Origin of the sequence: Salmonella sp. 32082101201600294FB01SM01 (genome assembly GCF_017572865.1) — a bacterium.
Classification (GTDB): Bacteria; Pseudomonadota; Gammaproteobacteria; order Enterobacterales; family Enterobacteriaceae; genus Salmonella; species Salmonella enterica.
This window is the reverse complement of the sequence record NZ_JAGESB010000001.1, coordinates 1563364-1583173: the sequence shown is the minus strand read 5'-3', so window position 1 is coordinate 1583173 and position 19810 is coordinate 1563364. Positions and strand designations below refer to the sequence as shown.

Here is a 19810-nt window from a genome sequence, read left to right as displayed (position 1 = left end):
GTTGATGGAAGCACTGGACCATCTTAACGCAAAAGACGGGAAGGGAAAGTGATAGCTAATTGAATCTATTAGAATCAAAAATAACGTATTCTAATCGTTAAAATCACTTAATTAATATGTAACAGCGGCCTCAGGCCCGACCGAAGAGGCGGCTCTGATGGCGCTAGATACGTTCGCGAAAGTCCGGGACGATAAATATCCGCAAATCAGCAAAAGCTGGCGTGCGCACCGGGAAAACCTCAATACGCTCTTCAGTTATCCGCCGGATATCCGCAAGGCCATCTACAAGACAAACGCAATCGAATCCCTGAACAGCGTGATCCGTGCCGCGATTAAGAAACGCAAGGTGTTCCCGACGGATGACTCGGTACGAAAGGTTATTTATCTGGCGATCAAGGATGCGTCGAAAAAATGGAGTATGCCGATCCAGAACTGGTAGTGAGTCGTTTTATTCTCAAGTTAGGTGACCACCTGAGCGATCACCTTTAATAACTGGGCAGTTACACAGAATTACTGACAGGCTCATTCTTTTGTGTTGCGCATCTCTGTTTCTATTGTTTTAGATAGCCATAAGAGCTCCGTTGCTGAGAGTTTTAGTCGTGGGGTTCTTTCTTCTGTACCGGGTGGTCGCATTTCAAAACTGCAGGAACATCTGCTGAATACTGTATACTCCTGTATTTTGCATGTTGTTGAGATCAGTGTGCAATTCCTCGGTACTGGCTTGTTCTGTATAGGTCTGGAGATTTCTGGGTAGTGTCCTTGTGGACCTGAACATATGTTTTTGATTGAAAATGGCATCGTGTTTTATCCTTTACGCTGTGAAATGTTGTTTTGTGCTCTTCTGTTGTGATTGGTGATGTGACGAGATCGTCCATGCACCCTTCCTTTTATTGACGGCGTATCAGTCCATTGATGCCATGCTCGCTTAATTTGTCCAGCATCAGCAAGCCGTCGTTTTCTTTCTGCTGCAATTCAAGCAACTTAAACCGTATTTCGTTAAGTAAAGGTTTAATAACTCCGCGCTTGCGAACCACCTTTTTGATAACGTCTTTTTCGAAGTATAAACGGCAGAAGTGATTTTCATAATTCGCCTACACTCTTCACCCAGCGCTGGCAAATTTTCAACGCTGAAAGGCTGGGGAGAAGGGCGTCCAGTTGCTGAACGGAGAGCGTACCAAACGCCCTGATTCCACGTGTTATCAAACTTCATACCGTGGTTATCATCCAGACAAGGCGCTTGAGGTTGCTCATATGTTTTGGGGAAAGAGGTTCGGTGGTGGGTACTGGATATCCTGGATCGGGAAGTGGGTTCCACTGGTGCCAAATACAGGGTGCTGGTAAACCGGTGGATACCTCAAATCCTGACAGGCCAGAGCATCAGCCTGATAAAATCGTATTACTGATTTCTAACCAGTGGCACATTAATTGTACCAGCTCAGACTCCAACTGACAGTCTGCTTGAAGCGAGTAGCGGACGTGACCTGCCCCCAGAAGTAAAAATAAACTTTCTATTGATACATTTAATTAACTTACTTATAACGTTATATTCCAAATGCAAACTTGTTCAATTGGATATGTATGGACATTCAAATTACACATCAAGTTACTGAATTTGATAAAGAAGAACTATTAACCGGATTAAGACGCTACAATGCTCAGTTCGTCGATTTTAGTAAAAATGGGCAGCTTGGGGTCTACTGCAGAAACGAAAGCGGCGAAATGGTAGGCGGATTAATTGCTGACAGAAAAGGTCCGTGGCTCTGCATCGACTATCTTTGGGTAAGTGAATCTGCAAGGAGCAACGGTCTGGGGAGCAAACTTATGGAGATGGCCGAAAAAGAAGGTTTGCGGAAAGGCTGTGTTCATGGACTTGTAGATACCTTTAGCTTCCAGGCTCTCCCTTTTTATGAAAAACAGGGTTATATACTTCAAATGTCGCTACCGGACTTTCCTAAAGTAGGTTCGCAAAGGCATTATTTAATTAAGCCTGGTTTATAGCTTTGCTGCATTTGAATACCCATAGTTTTATGAAAGCTGCAATCAGGTGGCTTTATAATATATCGTACTGGTGGCCTGTACACACTATGATCAGCGTCCGCTTCTGGCACAGGGCGGACAGTCAGATTAGGTTTGGCACTGTGCCATAGATATGTCAGCTCACATTTGAGCTAATACCCCCTGGCACGGCTAGAGGTACTCAGACAGCCGCTTGTAGGCGGCATGGTCCGGATACAAAAACATATTGCGCTGTTATATAAACTGTAAACTGGGCTGTGCGTATAATACGAATCTTTCACTCAGAGAAACCTGCTGACAGCGTTAGTACTCCATTAATTAATTTTATACTAAATCTCTGTGGTATGGCACAGGCGTTTAGAAGACAGGTCAATTGCGATCTGCTGGCTGGGATTTCGTCGCGCCACTCAAAAATGCGCAGAGTTTTTCACCCGCCGTCAATGGCTCAATGGGCGTTTTTCCGAGAGCGGTCTCAGTCATGACGATGGCAGGACCAATAAGCATGGACCATACTTCGCTCGCGTCTTGCTCAAGCGATGTGAAGGCAAGGAACAGTGTCTTATCTGAAGGAAAGCGGTGCTGAGTATTAAAAAGTTTCAGCCAGGCGCGGGACTGCCGGTCGGCCTGTGCTGATCGCGTACCGAAGCGGAGTACTCTTTTTAGTATGGTGATACCCACAATGCCTGGCCCCAGAATAAAGGGACTCCCGACGTTTATGGTGACGCCGACCCCGAGAAAAACGAGGGCAAATGACAGCACGTTATCTACTCTTCTGGTAAGGGTACTGTATAGCTTTTCCAGATAGTACCGGTAAAGAATTTGATAACTGATTTCATCCGTGCTCATACATCTCCAGATGGTTTTTCGATTACGCTCCGGTATGCTCCCGGAATCCTGACAGATTCTGCAATTATGCCACACTTCCTGGAGGGTATTAATTAGATAGAATATAAATAGCAGGCAAATATTTTGAGCTTTTAGTCGATATCGCTTTGAAAATCATTTCTCCTGCACCAGGAGATGCTGTTGTCGGGAATCGTGTCAAACGTTGCTGCGCCGGTCGGACTGCACAGGGTAACTCTCGTAGTCAGACTCTCATTATGGTCTCTAAATGGATAATCCGCAGTCGTAACACGCCGAATGTCACGACTGACGCTATTATTACCCTGGCTTGTTAAAGCGGCATGACCACATTTTCTATATATAATAATTGGTTGTCTTTCGACCAGTATTGTCGAGTTTTTTGGTTTAATTCAACAATCCATTTAAAAACGCCTGCTGTTGCCAGATCGGTACAGTATTTTTCATAGGAATGTTCCCCCGAAAAGTGTTTGGCTGAAGTCAATTTTATTAATTTCGTATTTGGTGTTGAATTGACTTTAATCAGCTTTCTATTGCTTTTAATAGAAATGAAGTGGCCTGCATGAGTGATAATTTTCACATTACCGGTAGCAACAAAATAGATGTAATAAGCGATATTATTATATTCCAGATCGATTAGAAATGCGTTGAAATTTGCATCCTTTCTGACGCGCTCGAAAAAGTGGTTAAGCATAAGCTGTAATTCCATTTGTTAACCTATTGTAAGTTATAATGTTATATGTTGTGTTAGAGTATTGTTGCTTAAAAGCAGCCATACAAAGATGTTACCTAAAAGCAATAATAATCGCTCGGTATCATATAGTTTACGTTATGATTGGAATAGTGTTGCAATTGTTACTGATTATTTCTCGTAGCGCGTTTTTTTGACCACTAATAGATGCGTCAATCCATTTCATTTGTAGTTTTTCTGAACGCCATGAAAAGTCATAATATATAAAAATCAGTTAATTAATTGATGTTTAGATAAGGATTACAGTGGCGGAGAGGTTTGGCGTGGCGACTTTATAGGTTTTGAAAAAGCGGCTAACTCGCTGGCAGGATAATTGGTAGCCAGCCTGCGAATGGGGGCAAAATCGTAACAACATCAGCATAAATAATAATATTCATGAATGTTTTATGTGACGCAGTAGTTGAATTGAAGTGATGTTTTACCTGTTCAGGATTGTCCCGATAAAAATGTTCCTCGATAAAAGTCGAACACCTTGCGCCGAAAAAAAACAGGCTAAGTGACAGAAGAACAAAATCCATCAGGAAAATAAAATTTATAAATATCAATGAGTAAAAATGGTTGTGGAGAAGGTGGCTATTTTTTGAAAGCAAGAAATATAAACAAAGTGTAGCTATGCATAGTTATCTAAAAGGAGAACTACCGTGACTAACATAACACTATCCACCCAGCACTACAGAATCCATAGAAGTGACGTTGAACCAGTAAAAGAAAAAACAACGGAGAAGGACATTTTTGCGAAAAGTATTACTGCCGTTAGAAATAGCTTTATCAGCCTGTCGACGAGTCTGTCAGATCGTTTTAGCCTGCATCAACAAACAGACATACCGACTACCCATTTTCATCGTGGGAGCGCCTCTGAGGGTAGGGCAGTATTAACCAGTAAAACTGTTAAAGATTTTATGCTGCAAAAGCTCAATAGCCTGGATATCAAAGGTAATGCGAGTAAAGATCCGGCCTATGCTCGTCAGACATGCGAAGCCATATTATCAGCCGTGTACAGTAATAATAAAGATCACTGTTGTAAATTACTCATCAGTAAAGGGGTCAGTATTACCCCCTTTCTGAAAGAGATAGGAGAGGCTGCGCAGAATGCGGGGCTACCTGGGGAGATAAAAAATGGTGTATTTACTCCAGGTGGGGCAGGGGCGAATCCTTTTGTCGTCCCCCTCATTGCTGCAGCGAGCATTAAATATCCGCATATGTTTATAAATCATAATCAGCAGGTGTCTTTTAAAGCGTATGCTGAGAAAATCGTTATGAAAGAGGTTACGCCGCTGTTTAATAAGGGGACGATGCCGACGCCACAACAATTTCAGTTAACTATAGAAAATATTGCGAATAAGCATCTTCAGAATGCCTCCTGAAGATAGCAAACACAATACCGCTATTAACCGTATGAATTAATAGCAGATTTTCTGAAACTATATATTCATTTTTATGGCGACGTTTTTAACAAAACGTCGTCATATTTATTTTAATATAAAAATCAAATGGATACACTTAAAACTTAAAATAATTGTTATTACTCTAAATGCCGGTATAACCAGACAGCTTTTTTTGAAACGCTGCGTGTTGTTAAGTCTATGATACCCGCGCACGGATGATGTCTCGATAAGGATTAATGGTCTGTTAACTGTCAGGAGAGGTTATGCCACCTTTAAAAAAAATTGTGCTGCGCCTGTTTGTGGGGGCGATGGTCGCCACGGTAACGACACCTGCATTGGCGCTGGTTTGCCTTGAGGATCACTCCGCTAAAGAGTGTGCTATATCGTGTGCTGAGGTGATGTGGTTTATGTTTCCGATATGCTTTTAAGGAGGAAGAATATTGAACGTGAACAGGCGATAGTGAGTAGCTCGCTGCGCCAGGGGATAATACTCCCCTGGCGCAGCCAGTTATATTTTAGTGCGGTGATAACAAAGCATTTACTCACTACTGATGAAATTCGCTATTTACAACAGAGCACGCTTACTAAGCAAAAAAATCTGCACACGCTATCTTTTTATATCTGTCCTGGGTAATGAATGACAGGAAAAACATGATGCGGCCTGAAGAGATTTATCAGCAAATAGAGGCAAAGAATTGGCGGCATGTCTGGGTGGTTGGCGATATTCACGGCTGTTTTTCAATGTTAATGAAAAGGTTACGTGAGTGTCGATTTGATCCGCAACAAGACTTGTTAGTTTCTGTGGGCGATCTCATTGATAGAGGCCCGGACAGCCTGGGCTGCCTGGCTTTACTGCGTGAGTCCTGGATGACGGCGGTTCGCGGCAATCATGAACAAATGGCGCTGGATGCGCGGGCCTCATCGCAGTCGACGCTGTGGTTGATGAATGGTGGCGACTGGTTTACCCGCCTGACCGCTGAACACGCTGCGCAAGCTGAAGCGCTTTTTATCCTTTGTCAGCGACTGCCCTGGATACTGGAAGTTCGCTGCCGCCATAGCACGCATGTGATCGCTCATGCTGATTATCCAGCGTCAACCTATCAATGGCAAAAAAAGGTCGACTTACATCAGGTTCTCTGGAGCCGCGAACGGCTCATAAATAAGCGCGGTGGGATTAGCGGAGCCGATCATTTTTGGTTTGGCCATACGCCGTTGCGTCGGCGCATGGATTTTGCCAATGTACACTATATTGATACGGGCGCGGTATTTGGCGGGCAATTGACGTTAGCGCGGATACAATAGCGGCATCAGCGACCAGGGTTAAAAATCGCTATATTGCTGCGCAGGTCGCCAGAAGCCGTCGATAAAATCCTCTACCGGAAAACAGCCGCCATGGCGAATCCGTTGATCGTCCATCGAATAAAGACATTGCTGCTCGGTATCGTAGATGTCCACGACAATATCCTCGCATCCTCCATCCAGGTAACATACAAAAAGTACCAGCGCGAACATTACATCCTCAATGTTAACTACTTTACACGATAGTGTAGGAGAGGTTAGCGCAGGGGGGAAATGAGAAAAGGAAGAATAAATAACCCGCCTGGCGACGGGTTCTTTTTGAGTCAGGCAAGACGCATGACCCAGGCATCAGATTTAGGATCGTAATGATTACGGAACAAAACGGAATGTTCCCCGTTGAGAATGGCGGGAACGCTGGTTTCGGCATCCCAGGCGTCCAGTTGCATACATAAATCCGGATCGGATTTACAGGGGATTGTTAACGTTCGCTCCCCCGGCGATTCGCCATGTAATTCGGCATCGTCGATTTCAAAAGCGCCAATGCGCACACTGGTTTTCATCATCGTGCTCTCCGTTAATACGCTAATTGTGGTACGACCAGTTTAGCCGTCCATTTTTCAGCGTAGTCAACGTACGCAAAAGCGCCAGTCAAAAAGTGCGGTTTTTTTGTGCGCTTTTAGCTATTACCAGTAAAGAGTTTGCCATCACGTACCAGTTCACGCGGGTAACTGTTCTTTATTCTGGCGCCGATACGTTTTGCCAGACCAAGCGGCTGATGCTGGAATGTCACCAGGACATCATCAGCGGCAGGGGGTGTTTGCGGATAAATATCCCGACCGCGATACCACTCCTCCGCCTCTTGCGCAGAAAGCTCGAACGCGTGAGCATGAGTCGGGCAGGCAAGGGCTATCGTCGCCTCATGCTGCCAGCGATAGCCTTTATTATGACTTTCAGCCAGCTTAATACCGAGCCGGGAAAAACGGACTTTTCCGATCAGTGATTCAATCTCTGCCGGGAACAGCCAGACCTCTTTATCACGCTGCCAAAGATGGAGATTTTCATCCCACAGCAGTCCGACGGCGTTGGCCGCCTGGGTAACGTGTAATGCTTCGCGGCCTTTGAGGGGGGTAAAAGGAAATGCCCCCACTTTATACCCCGGCGCGGGCATGGCTGGAAGGGATGACATTTTACGCAGACGTGCGACAAAGAATCCTTCGCAGTCGTAAATTTGCGGGAAGACGTGCAGGAAGCCTTCCGGGGTGAGGGCGCGGTCAGCGTCAGGAAACAGATCACCCAGCGGCAAAAATTCAACGGCGTCGGCGTAGGTCTCTTTCAGCCAGAGGCAGACCGCTTCGTTTTCCTGGCGATTTAACGTGCAGGTGGAGTAGACCAGCGTGCCGCCGGGTCGTAAAGCATGAAAAGCGCTGTCGAGCAGTTCCCGCTGTGTCGCCGCGATATCCAGATTGCTTTCTGGCGACCAGTTTTTTAGCGCATCAGGATCTTTACGTACTACGCCTTCGCCAGAGCAGGGCGCATCCAGCAGGATAGCGTCAAACATCTCCGGTAACGCAGCGCCAAATACGCGGCCATCGAAATGCGTCAGTGCGGTATTGGCGATTCCACATCGGCTGATATTAGCGTGCAGAACTTTGACGCGGCTGGCCGAAAATTCGTTGGCCAGAATGGCGCCGCGGTTCCCCATGCGGGCAGCGATCTGCGTGGTTTTGGAGCCAGGCGCCGCTGCCATATCCATGACCCGCTGCGGATGATTATCATCGGCGAACAGGGCCGCGACCGGCAGCATCGAACTGGCCTCCTGAATGTAAAACAGGCCGCTTAAATGCTCAGCGGTACTGCCAAGCGGCAATGCCTCTTCATCATCGCGCTCGATCCAGAATCCTTCATGACACCACGGAATTGGCGTGAGCGACCAGCCGTAGGGCGCGATTAGGGCAAGGAAATCAGCCACGGATATTTTAAGCGTATTGATGCGTATACTACGGCGCAACGGGCGTTGGCAGGCCGAAATAAATTCATCAAAAGAGAGCGTGGAAGGCATTGCTTCACGCATTTGCGTCAGAAAAGCGTCAGGAAAATAGACAGCGTGTTGAGCCACAGGTGTATCGCCGGCAAAAAAACAGGCGCGCAGTGTAGCATAAAACGCTCCGGCGCGAGTACGCCGGAGCCTGGTGTTTAACGTGGCAGAGCGGTGCCCCATTCACGCCACTCTTTCGGTTCGCTCTCTTGTAACAGGAAATGCTTACCGGCTTGCGCTTTTGGCGCCAGCGGCGTACCTGGTGGAGTAGCGAAGGCGATACCGCCACGGATGAACTGATTAAATGTCCCCGTTTTCACCACGCCGCCGGTCAGACCAAAGTCGAGACTATAGCCGGAGGCGAGCCAGAATACGGAGTTATTACGCACCAGATATTGGTAACGCTTACTGATGCGCAAGGTGATCATCACGCGATCGGAGAGCGACCCCAGGGACATTCCGGTGACGGTTCCCACTTCGATACCGCGGAACAGGACGGGGGTGCCAATATTAAGCGAGCCTGCTTCTGGCGCCTCCACGACGATGCTTAACCCATCCAGATAGCGTGAGTCGGTAATCGTGGCTTCCTGCAGTTCAAAGTCGCGCCGTGCCGCGCCGCGTCCTGGCTCAACGTTAATATAGGGCTGGAGAATCGTATCCAGATGCTCGACGCCCGCCGCGGAAATTTGTGGCGTAATAACGGAAAAACGTGTCCCGGCGCGGGCAAATGTCTGTACATACTCCGGATAAAGTACGGCTTTTGCCTGAACTTCATTACGTGCGGTGATCAATTCCAGCGTCTGGATCTGGCCGATATCAATACCGAGGTAACGAATGGGCATCCCTTCCGCCAGTTTTCCGGCGTCGAACGCGTGCAGCGTAATTTGTCCGCCTACCGCGCGAGCGGAAGTTTCTGAAGCATAAAGAATGCGTTTATCGCCTTTGCGCCGACTGGCGCTGGCGCCGCTCAGGTTATCAAAACTAATGGCCCCTTTCAGCGCGCGGGAGAGTGGCGAGGCCTGTACCGTTAGGCCGCTGCCGTTAAGTTGCACCTTCGCGCCGCCTTCCGCCCAGAACACGCTATTGCTGGTTAACAGGTGGCGATACTCCGGCTTAATATGCAGGTCGATGTCAAAGGTATTGGCGCGTGGGCGAACGGTGATGACTTCGCCTACTTCAAATTTTCGATACAGCACGACGGAACCTGCCTGGACATCCGGCAACGTTTCGGCCGTCAGCGTTAAGGTGGTAGTCGGTAAGTCACTGAGGCTATTTTCCAGCGCTTTTTCCAGGTTAGCATAGAGCGGGTAGGTGGATTTCATCTTCCCGCTCGTACCGGGTAAAATACGAATTCCGCCGTCAATCCACTCGCTGGCGCTGGCGCCGAGGAACTCTACGCCGTCAAGGCCGACTTTGACATCCACCCGGCTGTTGACCACGAATTTACTGTCGCCCTGTACCAAATCCCGATGCTGCGGTTCAATCGCGACGGTGAATGACACGCCTTTACTGGATAAGTTGCGCTCGATGACCTGGCCAATTTTTACACCATGTAAAATTAACGGCTGGCCCGGTTCGATGCCGTAACTTTCCGGGGCTGTCAGCGTCAGGGTTAAGGCATTCGCTTCATGCAGCAGGGCTTTTTCACCCGGCACCACCACAAATTCACTGCGCGGTTCGCCGTCGCCCGGCACCAGCTCGAAGGTTTTTCCGGTTAACAACGAACTGATATTCGCGTCACTTAGCGACAGTTTGGGATTGCGTAACTCAATACGCGTATTTTCCCGCATCAGCGGAACAACGCTGGGATCGACGGTCATCTCTCCGGTGACTTTACCGCCAGGGTTGAGCGTCAGTTTAGAAAGCTCACCCACCTCCAGTCCCTGGTACATGAGCGGCGTAGATTCCGCCTTCAGACCGTCTCCGCTGGGCAGCTCAAGTTTAACGATTACCCCTCGTTGGCTGTGGGCTAAATCTTTATATAAGCCGAACGTGTCATCCTGGGCGGCGGGTTTGGAATTGTCCGGCGAGTCAAACGCAATCGCGCCATTGACCAGGGCCGCGAGGCTCTCCAGTTTCACCTTCGCGCCGCTCAGGCTTAGATCGGCGTCAATGCCGGAGACATTCCAGAAACGGCTGCCTTTTTTCACCAGATCGGTAAACCGTCGCTCAATTAGAACGTCAATCGTCACGCCTTGTTTGTTAGGGTTAATCGAATAGTCATACACCCGTCCGACAGGGATTTTACGGAAATAGACCAGTGAACCGCTATTAAGCGAACCGAGATCCGGCGCATTGAGATGAATCATCAGATCGCCGTTGCTAAGCCGGTATTTAGGCTGTGTATCCAGGGCGACGAAATGATCTCTGGGCTTGCCTTTACCTGGCATCATACCGATGTAATTCCCGCCGACCAACGCATCCAGGCCGGAAACGCCCGCCAGCGAGGCTTTGGGCGTCACCAGCCAGAATTGCGTCTCTTCGCGCAACGCATCTTCCATATCTGATTTGATACTGACGCGAACTTCAATTTTGCGCAGATCTTTGCTCAGGCTGACATCTTCCACGGTGCCGACTTCTACTCCCTGATAGCGAACGGGAGTACGGCCTGGTACGATACCGTCCGCCGACATAAAATCGATAGTCACGCTATTGCCGCGATCCTGGTAGCTATCCCATACTAGCCACCCTGCGATCATTAGCGCGATAAGCGGTAGCAGCCAGAAAGGTGAAATACGGCGTTTGGTTTTAATTTGCGCTTCAGTCTTCGAAGCGGGCGTTTCCTGACTCATGTGCATCCCAAAGTAAGCGGCTATCCAGCCATTCCACTGCAAGAATAGTCAAAATTACCGCTGCGCCGAAATAAAACGCAGCCGGTCCCATAGTAAAAGCCAGAATCTGATCGCGATTAATCAGAGACATGGTTAACGAGATAACGAAAAGATCCAGCATCGACCAACGGCCTATCCATGTCACCAGACGCAGCAACAGAATTCGCGCCCGCAGTCCCTGTTCGCATTTAAAATGGATACTCAACAGTAGCGTAAACATCACAATGACTTTGGTAAACGGCACCAAAATACTGGCGATAAAAACGACGGCGGCGACGGCGATATTGCTGCTGGCAAGCGACATGATGCCCGACAGGATAGTATCTTCCTGACGCCCGCCATTAATGTAGATTACCGAGATAGGCAGCAGGTTTGCCGGCAGCAAAAAAACAATAGACGCCAGCAAGGCCGCCCAACACTTCTGTATGCTCTGTTTTCTGCGTAACCGTAGCGGAATATGACAACGCGGGCAGCGTCCTTTCGCATCCGGATAGCCGCTAAAGTGGCAGCCAAGACAGACGCGCAATCTTTCGTCCGCACGTTGAGCAGGGCGCTGCGGATAAAATCGTTCCCATAGTTGCTCCACATTCAGATGAATCATAGTCAGAATGCTAAGAACCACCAACGAGACGAATGCTAAAAGCCCGATGCCCGGCTGCAGAAAGGCATAGTCCTGCACTTTGATAGAGGCAACGCCAATACCGACCAGATAGATGTCCAGCATCACCCACTCTTTCAGTTTTTCCAGCATCAGCAGGACTGGACGCAGATTCATGCCGAGGAGGCTGCCAAACCACAGATAAGCAATTGAAAAAACCAGAATAAGCGGCGCGCCCACCACGCAAAAGAGCACCATTGCGGCGGTTAACGGATCGCCCTGCTGCGTCATTTGCCAGATGCCGTGCATCACATTGGCATCAATGCGTACGCCCAACAGGTAGATATGGAGTAGCGGTTCACTCCAGGCAAACGGCATCAATAGCAGCATGGTTACTGCCATCGCGGTCAGCCGCGTCAGCGACCAGTCGCGCCCATCGCGAATTTTGGCCTGGCAACGAGGACAATAAGCGCTTTGATGAGCGCTCATCTCCGGCAAGCTGAACAGCATGTCGCATTCAGGGCAGCGCTGATAGTGGCTGCGCGGCAGCGCTTCGCTAATTGACCTGATCGTTAGCTTTTTTGTTGGCGTGACGTGTGAGGTGTTCAGAGCCATGTATCGTGAATCAAAGTGTTAGAATAATGTAATCTTAACTCATGACAGGAATAATCTTGAGCAAGAACGCATTTAATGCTTATTTTAATAGCCTGTGTTTAGGAGTAAGACCACGAAGTGATTATATAATGAGCAAAACAGAACTATACGCGGCGTTAAACCGCGATTTTCAGTCGTTAATGGCAGGTGAAACCAGCTTTCTGGCCACGCTGGCGAATACCAGCGCGTTACTGTTCGAACGTCTTACCGAGGTGAACTGGGCAGGATTTTATCTCCTCGAAGGCGATACGCTGGTGTTGGGGCCGTTTCAGGGGCGAATCGCCTGTGTGCGGATTCCGGTTGGTCGCGGCGTGTGCGGCGCAGCGGTAGCGCAGAATAAGGTTCAACGTATTGATGATGTTCATGCGTTTGACGGCCATATTGCCTGTGATGCCGCCAGCAACGCCGAAATTGTGCTGCCTGTCACGGTTGGTGAACGGATTATCGGTGTGCTGGATATAGATAGCACGGCGTTTGGCCGTTTTACCGAAGAAGATGAACACGGCCTGCGTACACTGGTCGCACAGCTTGAAACCGTGCTTGCAACGACGGATTACAAAAAATTCTTTGCGAGCGTCGCAGGATAATCAACGGATAACGTAGCAATTACTGATGGCGTCATTATAATGACGCCTGTTCATGCCTGCTGCTTGTTGGCTACGTCCGTTGTAATCAGGAAATTTCATGGAAAATCAACCTAAGTTGAATAGCAGTAAAGAAGTTATCGCGTTTCTGGCCGAGCGTTTTCCTCACTGTTTTAGTGCGGAAGGCGAAGCTCGCCCGCTGAAAATTGGTATTTTTCAGGATCTGGTAGAGCGAGTTGGGGGCGAAATGAACCTCAGCAAAACGCAACTTCGTTCCGCTTTACGTCTTTATACTTCAAGCTGGCGTTACCTGTACGGCGTTAAGCCGGGCGCAACGCGCGTCGACCTTGATGGCAATCCGTGCGGCGAGCTGGAAGAACAGCATGTCGAACATGCGCGTAAGCAGCTTGAAGAAGCCAAAGCCCGTGTTCAGGCGCAGCGCGCAGAGCAGCAAGCGAAAAAACGCGAAGCTGCCGCGGCGGCTGGCGAAAAAGAAGACGCGCCGCGACGCGAGCGTAAACCTCGCCCGGTAGCGCGTCGTAAAGAAGGCGCTGAACGTAAACCTCGCGCTGATAAACCGACGACGAAAGCGCCGCGTGCGCCTCGCGAAGAGAAGCACACGCCGGTTTCTGATATTTCAGTATTGACCGTAGGGCAGTCCCTCAAGGTGAAAGCGGGTAATAATGCGATGGATGCCACCGTATTAGAAATCACCAAAGATGGTGTCCGTGTACAGCTGAATTCGGGTATGTCTTTGATTGTACGCGCAGAACACCTGGTGTTCTGAAACGGAGGCCAGGCCTGGCATGAACACTTTTTTTAGGCTTACCGCGTTAGCTGGCCTGCTTGCATTAGCAGGCCAGTCCTTCGCCGTGGAAGATATTACGCGTGCCGATCAAATTCCCGTACTAAAGGAAGAGACGCAACATGCGACGGTGAGCGAGCGAGTAACGTCGCGTTTTACCCGCTCCCACTATCGCCAGTTCGATCTGGATGAGGCATTTTCGGCAAAGATTTTTGATCGCTATCTGAATCTTCTCGACTATAGCCACAACGTTTTGTTGGCGAGCGATGTCGAGCAGTTTGCGAAAAAGAAAACCGTGTTGGGCGATGAGCTGCGCACGGGTAAGCTGGATGTTTTTTACGATCTTTATAACCTGGCGCAAAAGCGCCGGTTTGAACGTTACCAGTACGCGCTAAAAGTGCTGGAGCGGCCAATGGATTTCACCGGAAACGATACGTTTAACCTGGACCGCAGTAAAGCGCCCTGGCCGAAAGATGAGGCTGAGCTAAATGCGCTGTGGGATGGTAAAGTGAAATTCGATGAGCTCAGTCTGAAACTCACCGGCAAGAGCGACAAAGAAATTCGCGAAACGCTGACGCGTCGCTACAAATTCGCTATTCGTCGCCTGGCGCAGACCAACAGTGAAGATGTGTTCTCGCTGGCGATGACCGCTTTTGCGCGTGAAATCGACCCGCATACGAATTATCTTTCTCCCCGCAATACCGAGCAGTTTAATACCGAAATGAGCCTGTCTCTGGAAGGTATCGGCGCGGTGCTGCAAATGGATGACGATTATACTGTCATTAACTCATTGGTCGCCGGCGGCCCGGCAGCGAAGAGTAAGTCAATTAGCGTCGGCGATCGTATCGTTGGCGTAGGGCAGGCCGGAAAACCGATGGTCGACGTCATTGGCTGGCGTCTTGACGATGTGGTGGCGCTGATCAAAGGGCCAAAAGGCAGCAAGGTCCGACTGGAAATACTGCCGGCTGGTAAAGGGACGAAAACGCGTATTATCACGCTGACGCGTGAACGGATTCGTCTTGAAGATCGCGCGGTTAAAATGTCGGTGAAAACCGTCGGCAAGGAAAAAGTTGGCGTACTGGATATTCCAGGCTTCTATGTTGGCTTGACCGATGATGTCAAAGTTCAGCTTCAGAAGCTGGAAAAACAGAACGTTAATAGCATCGTTATCGATCTGCGTTCAAACGGCGGCGGGGCGCTGACGGAAGCCGTTTCGCTTTCCGGTCTGTTTATCCCTTCTGGTCCGATAGTTCAGGTGCGCGACAATAACGGCAAAGTGCGTGAGGATAGCGACACCGACGGCGTGGTCTACTACAAAGGCCCGCTGGTGGTGCTGGTCGATCGTTTCAGTGCCTCGGCATCGGAAATCTTTGCTGCCGCGATGCAGGATTATGGGCGCGCGCTGATTGTCGGTGAGCCGACCTTCGGTAAAGGGACGGTACAACAATATCGTTCGCTAAACCGAATTTACGATCAGATGCTTCGCCCGGAATGGCCTGCGCTGGGTTCGGTGCAGTACACCATTCAGAAGTTTTACCGTGTCAACGGCGGTAGTACGCAGCGTAAAGGGGTCACGCCGGATATCATCATGCCGACTGGCAATGAAGAGACGGAAACCGGAGAAAAATTTGAAGATAACGCCTTGCCGTGGGATAGCATTGATGCGGCGAAGTACGTGAAATCGGATGATTTGGCCCCGTTTGGCCCGGAATTATTGAAAGAACACAACGCGCGTATCGCCAAAGATCCTGAGTTCCAGTACATCATGAAGGATATCGCACGTTTCAATGCCATGAAGGATAAGCGCAACATTGTCTCTCTGAATTATGCGCAGCGTGAGAAAGAGAACAATGAAGAAGACGCTCTGCGTCTGGCGCGTATTAACGATCGGTTTAAACGCGAGGGTAAACCGTTGCTGAAGAAACTGGACGATCTGCCAAAGGATTACCAGGAGCCGGACCCATACCTTGATGAAACGGTGAAGATTGCTCTGGACCTGGCGCATCTTGAAAAAGAAAAACCAGCGGAGCAGGCGGCAGCCAATAAGTAACGCTAAACAGGCACAAAAAATTGTGCCTGTTTTTTTTTAACAAGCGCAGAAGTCGTCAGGATAATGCTACAAAATGTAAAGTTGTGTTTTTCTCGTGACTTACCGCCTGGTGATGCTTGAAAATAGCCATAAGACCCATACGATGTGGGTAATCGCATAGTGCGCTTTGTTAAATTGAGGTTAAAAGAAAATTATGATGCGAATCGCGCTCTTCCTGCTGACGAACCTGGCCGTGATGGTCGTTTTCGGGCTGGTTCTGAGCCTGACAGGGATACAGTCGAGCAGCGTGCAAGGCTTGTTGATCATGGCGCTGCTGTTTGGTTTTGGCGGTTCTTTTATTTCATTGCTGATGTCCAAATGGATGGCGTTAAAATCCGTAGGAGGGGAAGTTATTGAACAGCCTCGCAATGAAAGAGAACGCTGGTTGATGAACACCGTAGCAACGCAAGCGCGCCAGGCCGGTATCGCCATGCCGCAGGTTGCTATCTACCATGCGCCGGACATTAACGCGTTTGCGACGGGCGCACGCCGTGACGCCTCATTGGTCGCTGTGAGCACCGGTTTGTTGCAAAACATGAGCCCTGACGAAGCGGAAGCCGTCATTGCGCATGAAATCAGCCATATTGCCAATGGCGATATGGTGACGATGACGTTGATTCAGGGGGTGGTTAACACCTTCGTTATCTTTATTTCGCGCATTATCGCGCAAATTGCTGCTGGTTTTCTGGGCGGCAACCGTGATGAAGGCGAAGGAAGTAACGGTAATCCGCTAATCTATTTCGCCGTTGCGACGGTGCTGGAACTGGTCTTCGGTATTCTGGCAAGCATTATCACCATGTGGTTCTCCCGTTACCGTGAGTTTCATGCCGATGCGGGATCGGCGAAGCTGGTTGGCCGTGAAAAAATGATTGCCGCGTTGCAGCGCCTGAAAACCAGCTACGAGCCGCAAGAAGCGACCAGCATGATGGCGTTTTGTATTAACGGTAAATCGAAATCGTTAAGCGAGCTGTTTATGACGCACCCACCGCTGGATAAACGCATTGAAGCGCTGCGTAGCGGCGAGTACCTGAAATAATAAGCCCACTGGCAAGTATGAAAAGCGCGTCGAATGACGCGCTTTTTTTACGCCTGAACGCGTGGTTGCGTAATACGTAAACCGCTCACTACCGCCGCGAGAGTAGCCAGGATCGCCGCCGCGAGCAGCGAAAGATGCGTACCGCTATCGCCAAACTGGTTCAACATCAGCGCTACCAGCGCGGCGCCAGTACTTTGGCCTAACAGTCGCGCCGTGCCCAGCATCCCGCTGGCGCCACCGCTGCGCTCACGCGGCGCGGAAGTGATAATGGTGTGATTATTCGGCGACTGGAACAGGCCAAACCCTGCGCCGCAAAGGATCATCGGCCAGATAATATTCAGATCGGAGGGGGAGGCTGGCAACATGACCAGCGCAAACAACCCGGCTGCCATTATCACCATTCCCAGCGCCCCCAGCAAACCGGCATGAAGACGTTCTATCAGGTATCCCGCCAGCGGCGCCATCACCATCGTTGCCAGTGGCCAGGGCGTCAATAACAGGCCGGTTTCTACTTCGCTACGGCCCAGCACGGTTTGCAGATAAAAAGGTAGCGAGACCATGGCTAACATTTGCGCGCAGAACGAGCAAATTGACGTGCCGATCGAGAGTGAAAAAAGCGGAATGCGTAACAAGTCGATGGGTAACAAGGGGACGGGCAAAGAAAGCTGGCGGCGCACGAAGAAAAACCCGACCACGACCAGAACGAGCAGCTCTGCGCCAATCAACGTTAGCGACTGTCCCTGGGCAAAGCCGCTCAATGCGGTAATCAGCAGGCCAAATGTGAGCGCATTCATTACCGCGCTCGGTAAGTCAAAGCGCGGCTTAGTGTCATGGGCGATGTTTGCTGGTAAAAAGCGTATGGCCAGAATTAACGCGATGATACCTAACGGGACATTAATCAGAAACAGCCATTTCCATGATGAGATGGACAAAATCGCCGCGGCGATCGTCGGACCCGCGGCGGAAGAGACTGCGACGATAAAAGAGTTAATTCCCATGCCTCGTCCCAGATGACGCTGGGGGTAGATAAGACGAATCAGCGCCGTGTTTACGCTCATTAGCGCCGCGCCGCCAAATCCCTGCGCGATGCGCGCCAGCGTCAGCATCTGCAGCGAGTCTGAAAGCGCGCAAAACAATGATGAAAGCAGAAATACCACTAAACCACATTTATAGATCCGGCGATAACCAAACATGTCGCCTAAAAAAGACAGGGAAAGTAGTGAGACGACAATGGCGATTTGGTACGCATTGACAATCCAGATAGAGCTGGCAGGGGAGGCATGTAAATCAGTCGCAATGGTTGGCAGCGCGACATTAGCGATTGCGCCATCCAGAACCGCCATCGAAATACCGATAATAATCGTCAGGATAGCGCCGTATCTCTGCGGGAGGGGCAGGCCATCGGCCCGTGTTTTTTCCATAAGTATTTTGTAATAAGGGGAATTATGAGCTGAATAATAATGTTAGCATTAATACTGAGTTGTTATGTCGCAGATTTGTAACGAAGTAAGCAAAGATGGATTGCGGGCGACCTGGCGTGAAATTATAATAAAAACTCGTTCTGAATTTTATAAAACGCTCGTAATGAGGTGATAAATGGCAAACGCAGATCTGGATAAGCAGCCTGATTCTGTATCTTCTGTGCTGAAAGTTTTCGGCATTCTGCAGGCGCTGGGTGAAGAGCGTGAAATAGGGATTACCGAGCTATCGCAGCGCGTCATGATGTCGAAAAGCACCGTTTATCGCTTTTTGCAAACCATGAAAACGCTGGGCTACGTGGCTCAGGAGGGGGAGTCTGAAAAATACTCTCTGACGCTAAAGCTGTTTGAGCTGGGCGCGCGAGCGTTGCAAAATGTTGATCTCATCCGCAGTGCGGACATTCAGATGCGCGAACTGTCTCGTCTGACAAAAGAAACTATCCATCTTGGCGCGCTGGATGAAGACAGCATTGTCTATATCCATAAAATTGACTCTATGTACAATCTGCGGATGTACTCACGTATTGGGCGTCGCAATCCGCTGTACAGTACGGCCATCGGTAAAGTGCTTCTGGCCTGGCGCGACCGTGATGAGGTTAAGCAGATTCTCGACGGCGTAGAGTATAAGCAAAGCACTGGACGCACGATTACCAGCACTGAAGCGTTGCTGCCGCTGTTGGATGAGGTGCGTGCGCAAGGCTACGGTGAAGATAACGAAGAACAGGAAGAAGGGTTACGTTGTATCGGCGTACCGGTATTTGACCGTTTTGGCGTAGTCATCGCAGGGTTAAGCATTTCGTTCCCGACGCTGCGCTTTTCAGAAGAACGCCTGCAGGAATATGTGGCTATGTTACACACCGCCGCGCGTAAAATTTCTGAACAAATGGGTTACAACGATTATCCCTTCTAAGCAAAGTTATTAGCATGACGTTAAAAAAAAGCAGCTGCGAAAAATGTAGCTGCTTTTTTTATAACATCGGGTGGGATGAAATCGTAAAAGAAGATAATGTCTGTCGGCTTATTTAACGGTTATTAAAATATTATTTAACAGTACTTATGAACAACAGCCAATATAGCGGAATTATTGGTGATAGTTTCACTGTGAAATTATTTATTGCCGCTTAGCCATTATCCACCACGGTGGCGCTTTTTCTAAAAATGGGACAGTCGGAAAAGCCAATAATGCCGCTGTTGGTATGGAGATATTGCGCCGTGCTGGTGCCGCGTGCGGTCAGGTAATGGCACTGTAAACCCAGCCCCGCAGCGTTCACTTTACTTCCCACCAGGATGCCATAGCCGCTCATCAGTAGGCCTATCCACACTAGGGCAAACAATACAATTGCGCGAATGATCAAACGCATTACTACCTCTTTTCTTTTTTAGTTAGA

General features: G+C 49.3%; 21 protein-coding genes and 1 pseudogene. 11 read left to right on the top strand and 11 right to left on the bottom strand.

Annotated features, from left to right (window positions below; translation table 11 throughout):
• Positions 1-136: 136 nt before the first annotated feature.
• Positions 137-489: pseudogene (locus J4645_RS07730) on the top strand (transposase); the annotation flags it as partial.
• A 145-nt stretch (positions 490-634) separates the two neighbouring features.
• On the opposite strand, the gene J4645_RS07725 reads toward J4645_RS07730, so the two are convergent.
• Together J4645_RS07725 and J4645_RS07720 are read right to left on the bottom strand one after the other, a co-directional pair.
• On the bottom strand, positions 635-775 hold the full coding sequence (locus J4645_RS07725) for a hypothetical protein (protein WP_001576018.1): 141 nt from the start codon (positions 773-775) through the stop codon (positions 635-637).
• Between the two features lie 165 nt (positions 776-940).
• On the bottom strand, positions 941-1210 hold the full coding sequence (locus J4645_RS07720; RefSeq protein WP_077909932.1) for a hypothetical protein: 270 nt from the start codon (positions 1208-1210) through the stop codon (positions 941-943).
• A gap of 368 nt (positions 1211-1578) precedes the next feature.
• Between J4645_RS07720 and J4645_RS07715 the strand changes: the two genes are divergently transcribed.
• Entirely contained in the window at positions 1579-1998 is a 420-nt protein-coding gene (locus tag J4645_RS07715) for a GNAT family N-acetyltransferase (RefSeq protein ID WP_000354406.1), read from the top strand.
• A 387-nt stretch (positions 1999-2385) separates the two neighbouring features.
• Here the strand turns inward: J4645_RS07715 and J4645_RS07710 are convergent, their stop codons facing one another.
• Together J4645_RS07710 and J4645_RS07705 are read right to left on the bottom strand one after the other, a co-directional pair.
• The gene (locus J4645_RS07710) at positions 2386-2862 is read right to left on the bottom strand and encodes a hypothetical protein (protein WP_023137470.1); all 477 of its coding nucleotides are present in this window, start codon (positions 2860-2862) and stop codon (positions 2386-2388) included.
• 328 nt (positions 2863-3190) lie between these two features.
• Complete coding sequence (locus J4645_RS07705) at positions 3191-3586, bottom strand: DUF1398 domain-containing protein (RefSeq protein ID WP_000422881.1); 396 nt, start codon at positions 3584-3586, stop codon at positions 3191-3193.
• A 683-nt stretch (positions 3587-4269) separates the two neighbouring features.
• On the opposite strand from J4645_RS07705, the gene sopE2 reads away from it, so the two are divergent.
• From sopE2 to pphA, 4 genes are all read left to right on the top strand, one after another.
• Entirely contained in the window at positions 4270-4992 is a 723-nt protein-coding gene (sopE2, locus tag J4645_RS07700; protein WP_000182074.1) for an SPI-1 type III secretion system guanine nucleotide exchange factor SopE2, read from the top strand.
• A gap of 284 nt (positions 4993-5276) precedes the next feature.
• On the top strand, positions 5277-5441 hold the full coding sequence (locus J4645_RS07695; protein ID WP_001134857.1) for a hypothetical protein: 165 nt from the start codon (positions 5277-5279) through the stop codon (positions 5439-5441).
• Entirely contained in the window at positions 5432-5647 is a 216-nt protein-coding gene (locus tag J4645_RS22395; protein WP_024143539.1) for a hypothetical protein, read from the top strand. Before J4645_RS07695 ends, J4645_RS22395 begins: the two co-directional genes overlap by 10 nt.
• Before the next feature lie 17 nt (positions 5648-5664).
• On the top strand, positions 5665-6315 hold the full coding sequence (pphA, locus tag J4645_RS07690) for a protein-serine/threonine phosphatase (RefSeq protein ID WP_023214463.1): 651 nt from the start codon (positions 5665-5667) through the stop codon (positions 6313-6315).
• Between the two features lie 18 nt (positions 6316-6333).
• On the opposite strand, the gene J4645_RS07685 is transcribed toward pphA, so the two are convergent.
• The 5 genes from J4645_RS07685 to yebS all read right to left on the bottom strand — a co-directional run bounded on the left by J4645_RS07685 (position 6334) and on the right by yebS (position 12391).
• A complete protein-coding gene (locus J4645_RS07685; protein WP_000457838.1) occupies positions 6334-6525 on the bottom strand; it encodes a DUF1482 family protein in 192 nt (63 codons plus the stop codon).
• A 110-nt stretch (positions 6526-6635) separates the two neighbouring features.
• On the bottom strand, positions 6636-6872 hold the full coding sequence (locus tag J4645_RS07680) for a YebV family protein (RefSeq protein ID WP_024131167.1): 237 nt from the start codon (positions 6870-6872) through the stop codon (positions 6636-6638).
• A gap of 116 nt (positions 6873-6988) precedes the next feature.
• The gene (gene rsmF, locus J4645_RS07675; RefSeq protein WP_001530936.1) at positions 6989-8428 is read right to left on the bottom strand and encodes a 16S rRNA (cytosine(1407)-C(5))-methyltransferase RsmF; all 1440 of its coding nucleotides are present in this window, start codon (positions 8426-8428) and stop codon (positions 6989-6991) included.
• 77 nt (positions 8429-8505) lie between these two features.
• Positions 8506-11139 carry a PqiB family protein gene (locus J4645_RS07670; protein ID WP_001529852.1) on the bottom strand — a complete coding sequence of 878 codons (2634 nt, stop codon included), beginning with the start codon at positions 11137-11139 and terminating at the stop codon, positions 8506-8508.
• Entirely contained in the window at positions 11108-12391 is a 1284-nt protein-coding gene (gene yebS, locus J4645_RS07665; RefSeq protein WP_023214462.1) for a membrane integrity lipid transport subunit YebS, read from the bottom strand. The genes J4645_RS07670 and yebS overlap by 32 nt, the downstream gene beginning before the upstream one ends.
• Before the next feature lie 128 nt (positions 12392-12519).
• Here yebS and J4645_RS07660 point away from each other — a divergent pair, with 128 nt between their 5' ends.
• The 4 genes from J4645_RS07660 to htpX all read left to right on the top strand — a co-directional run bounded on the left by J4645_RS07660 (position 12520) and on the right by htpX (position 16944).
• On the top strand, positions 12520-13017 hold the full coding sequence (locus tag J4645_RS07660) for a GAF domain-containing protein (RefSeq protein WP_001518229.1): 498 nt from the start codon (positions 12520-12522) through the stop codon (positions 13015-13017).
• A 97-nt stretch (positions 13018-13114) separates the two neighbouring features.
• Positions 13115-13801 (top strand): RNA chaperone ProQ, encoded by a 687-nt coding sequence (gene proQ / locus J4645_RS07655; protein WP_000431401.1) that lies wholly within the window; start codon positions 13115-13117, stop codon positions 13799-13801.
• 19 nt (positions 13802-13820) lie between these two features.
• The gene (gene prc, locus J4645_RS07650) at positions 13821-15869 is read left to right on the top strand and encodes a carboxy terminal-processing peptidase (protein WP_001091237.1); all 2049 of its coding nucleotides are present in this window, start codon (positions 13821-13823) and stop codon (positions 15867-15869) included.
• A 193-nt stretch (positions 15870-16062) separates the two neighbouring features.
• Positions 16063-16944 carry a protease HtpX gene (gene htpX / locus J4645_RS07645; RefSeq protein ID WP_000984498.1) on the top strand — a complete coding sequence of 294 codons (882 nt, stop codon included), beginning with the start codon at positions 16063-16065 and terminating at the stop codon, positions 16942-16944.
• Between the two features lie 47 nt (positions 16945-16991).
• Here the strand turns inward: htpX and J4645_RS07640 are convergent, their stop codons facing one another.
• A complete protein-coding gene (locus J4645_RS07640; protein WP_000416139.1) occupies positions 16992-18365 on the bottom strand; it encodes an MFS transporter in 1374 nt (457 codons plus the stop codon).
• Positions 18366-18540: 175 nt separating this feature from the next.
• Between J4645_RS07640 and kdgR the strand changes: the two genes are divergently transcribed.
• Entirely contained in the window at positions 18541-19332 is a 792-nt protein-coding gene (gene kdgR / locus J4645_RS07635) for a DNA-binding transcriptional regulator KdgR (RefSeq protein WP_001262196.1), read from the top strand.
• A 211-nt stretch (positions 19333-19543) separates the two neighbouring features.
• Here kdgR and yobH read toward each other — a convergent pair whose 3' ends face one another.
• Positions 19544-19783 (bottom strand): invasion protein YobH, encoded by a 240-nt coding sequence (gene yobH / locus J4645_RS07630; protein ID WP_001236778.1) that lies wholly within the window; start codon positions 19781-19783, stop codon positions 19544-19546.
• Positions 19784-19810: the final 27 nt, after the last annotated feature.

What these genes read in the sequence shown, in the direction of transcription:
- proQ (WP_000431401.1), top strand. Translation starts at nt 13,115, where the DNA reads ATGGAAAATCAACCTAAGTTGAATAGCAGTAAAGAAGTTATCGCGTTT.
- J4645_RS07715 (WP_000354406.1), top strand. Translation starts at nt 1,579, where the DNA reads ATGGACATTCAAATTACACATCAAGTTACTGAATTTGATAAAGAAGAA.
- J4645_RS07725 (WP_001576018.1), bottom strand. Translation starts at nt 775, where the DNA reads ATGTTCAGGTCCACAAGGACACTACCCAGAAATCTCCAGACCTATACA.
- kdgR (WP_001262196.1), top strand. Translation starts at nt 18,541, where the DNA reads ATGGCAAACGCAGATCTGGATAAGCAGCCTGATTCTGTATCTTCTGTG.
- J4645_RS07680 (WP_024131167.1), bottom strand. Translation starts at nt 6,872, where the DNA reads ATGAAAACCAGTGTGCGCATTGGCGCTTTTGAAATCGACGATGCCGAA.
- J4645_RS07685 (WP_000457838.1), bottom strand. Translation starts at nt 6,525, where the DNA reads ATGTTCGCGCTGGTACTTTTTGTATGTTACCTGGATGGAGGATGCGAG.
- htpX (WP_000984498.1), top strand. Translation starts at nt 16,063, where the DNA reads ATGATGCGAATCGCGCTCTTCCTGCTGACGAACCTGGCCGTGATGGTC.
- J4645_RS07640 (WP_000416139.1), bottom strand. Translation starts at nt 18,365, where the DNA reads ATGGAAAAAACACGGGCCGATGGCCTGCCCCTCCCGCAGAGATACGGC.
- J4645_RS07695 (WP_001134857.1), top strand. Translation starts at nt 5,277, where the DNA reads ATGCCACCTTTAAAAAAAATTGTGCTGCGCCTGTTTGTGGGGGCGATG.
- yebS (WP_023214462.1), bottom strand. Translation starts at nt 12,391, where the DNA reads ATGGCTCTGAACACCTCACACGTCACGCCAACAAAAAAGCTAACGATC.
- J4645_RS07670 (WP_001529852.1), bottom strand. Translation starts at nt 11,139, where the DNA reads ATGAGTCAGGAAACGCCCGCTTCGAAGACTGAAGCGCAAATTAAAACC.
- yobH (WP_001236778.1), bottom strand. Translation starts at nt 19,783, where the DNA reads ATGCGTTTGATCATTCGCGCAATTGTATTGTTTGCCCTAGTGTGGATA.
- J4645_RS22395 (WP_024143539.1), top strand. Translation starts at nt 5,432, where the DNA reads ATGCTTTTAAGGAGGAAGAATATTGAACGTGAACAGGCGATAGTGAGT.
- J4645_RS07720 (WP_077909932.1), bottom strand. Translation starts at nt 1,210, where the DNA reads ATGAAGTTTGATAACACGTGGAATCAGGGCGTTTGGTACGCTCTCCGT.
- J4645_RS07705 (WP_000422881.1), bottom strand. Translation starts at nt 3,586, where the DNA reads ATGGAATTACAGCTTATGCTTAACCACTTTTTCGAGCGCGTCAGAAAG.
- pphA (WP_023214463.1), top strand. Translation starts at nt 5,665, where the DNA reads ATGATGCGGCCTGAAGAGATTTATCAGCAAATAGAGGCAAAGAATTGG.
- J4645_RS07710 (WP_023137470.1), bottom strand. Translation starts at nt 2,862, where the DNA reads ATGAGCACGGATGAAATCAGTTATCAAATTCTTTACCGGTACTATCTG.
- J4645_RS07660 (WP_001518229.1), top strand. Translation starts at nt 12,520, where the DNA reads ATGAGCAAAACAGAACTATACGCGGCGTTAAACCGCGATTTTCAGTCG.
- prc (WP_001091237.1), top strand. Translation starts at nt 13,821, where the DNA reads ATGAACACTTTTTTTAGGCTTACCGCGTTAGCTGGCCTGCTTGCATTA.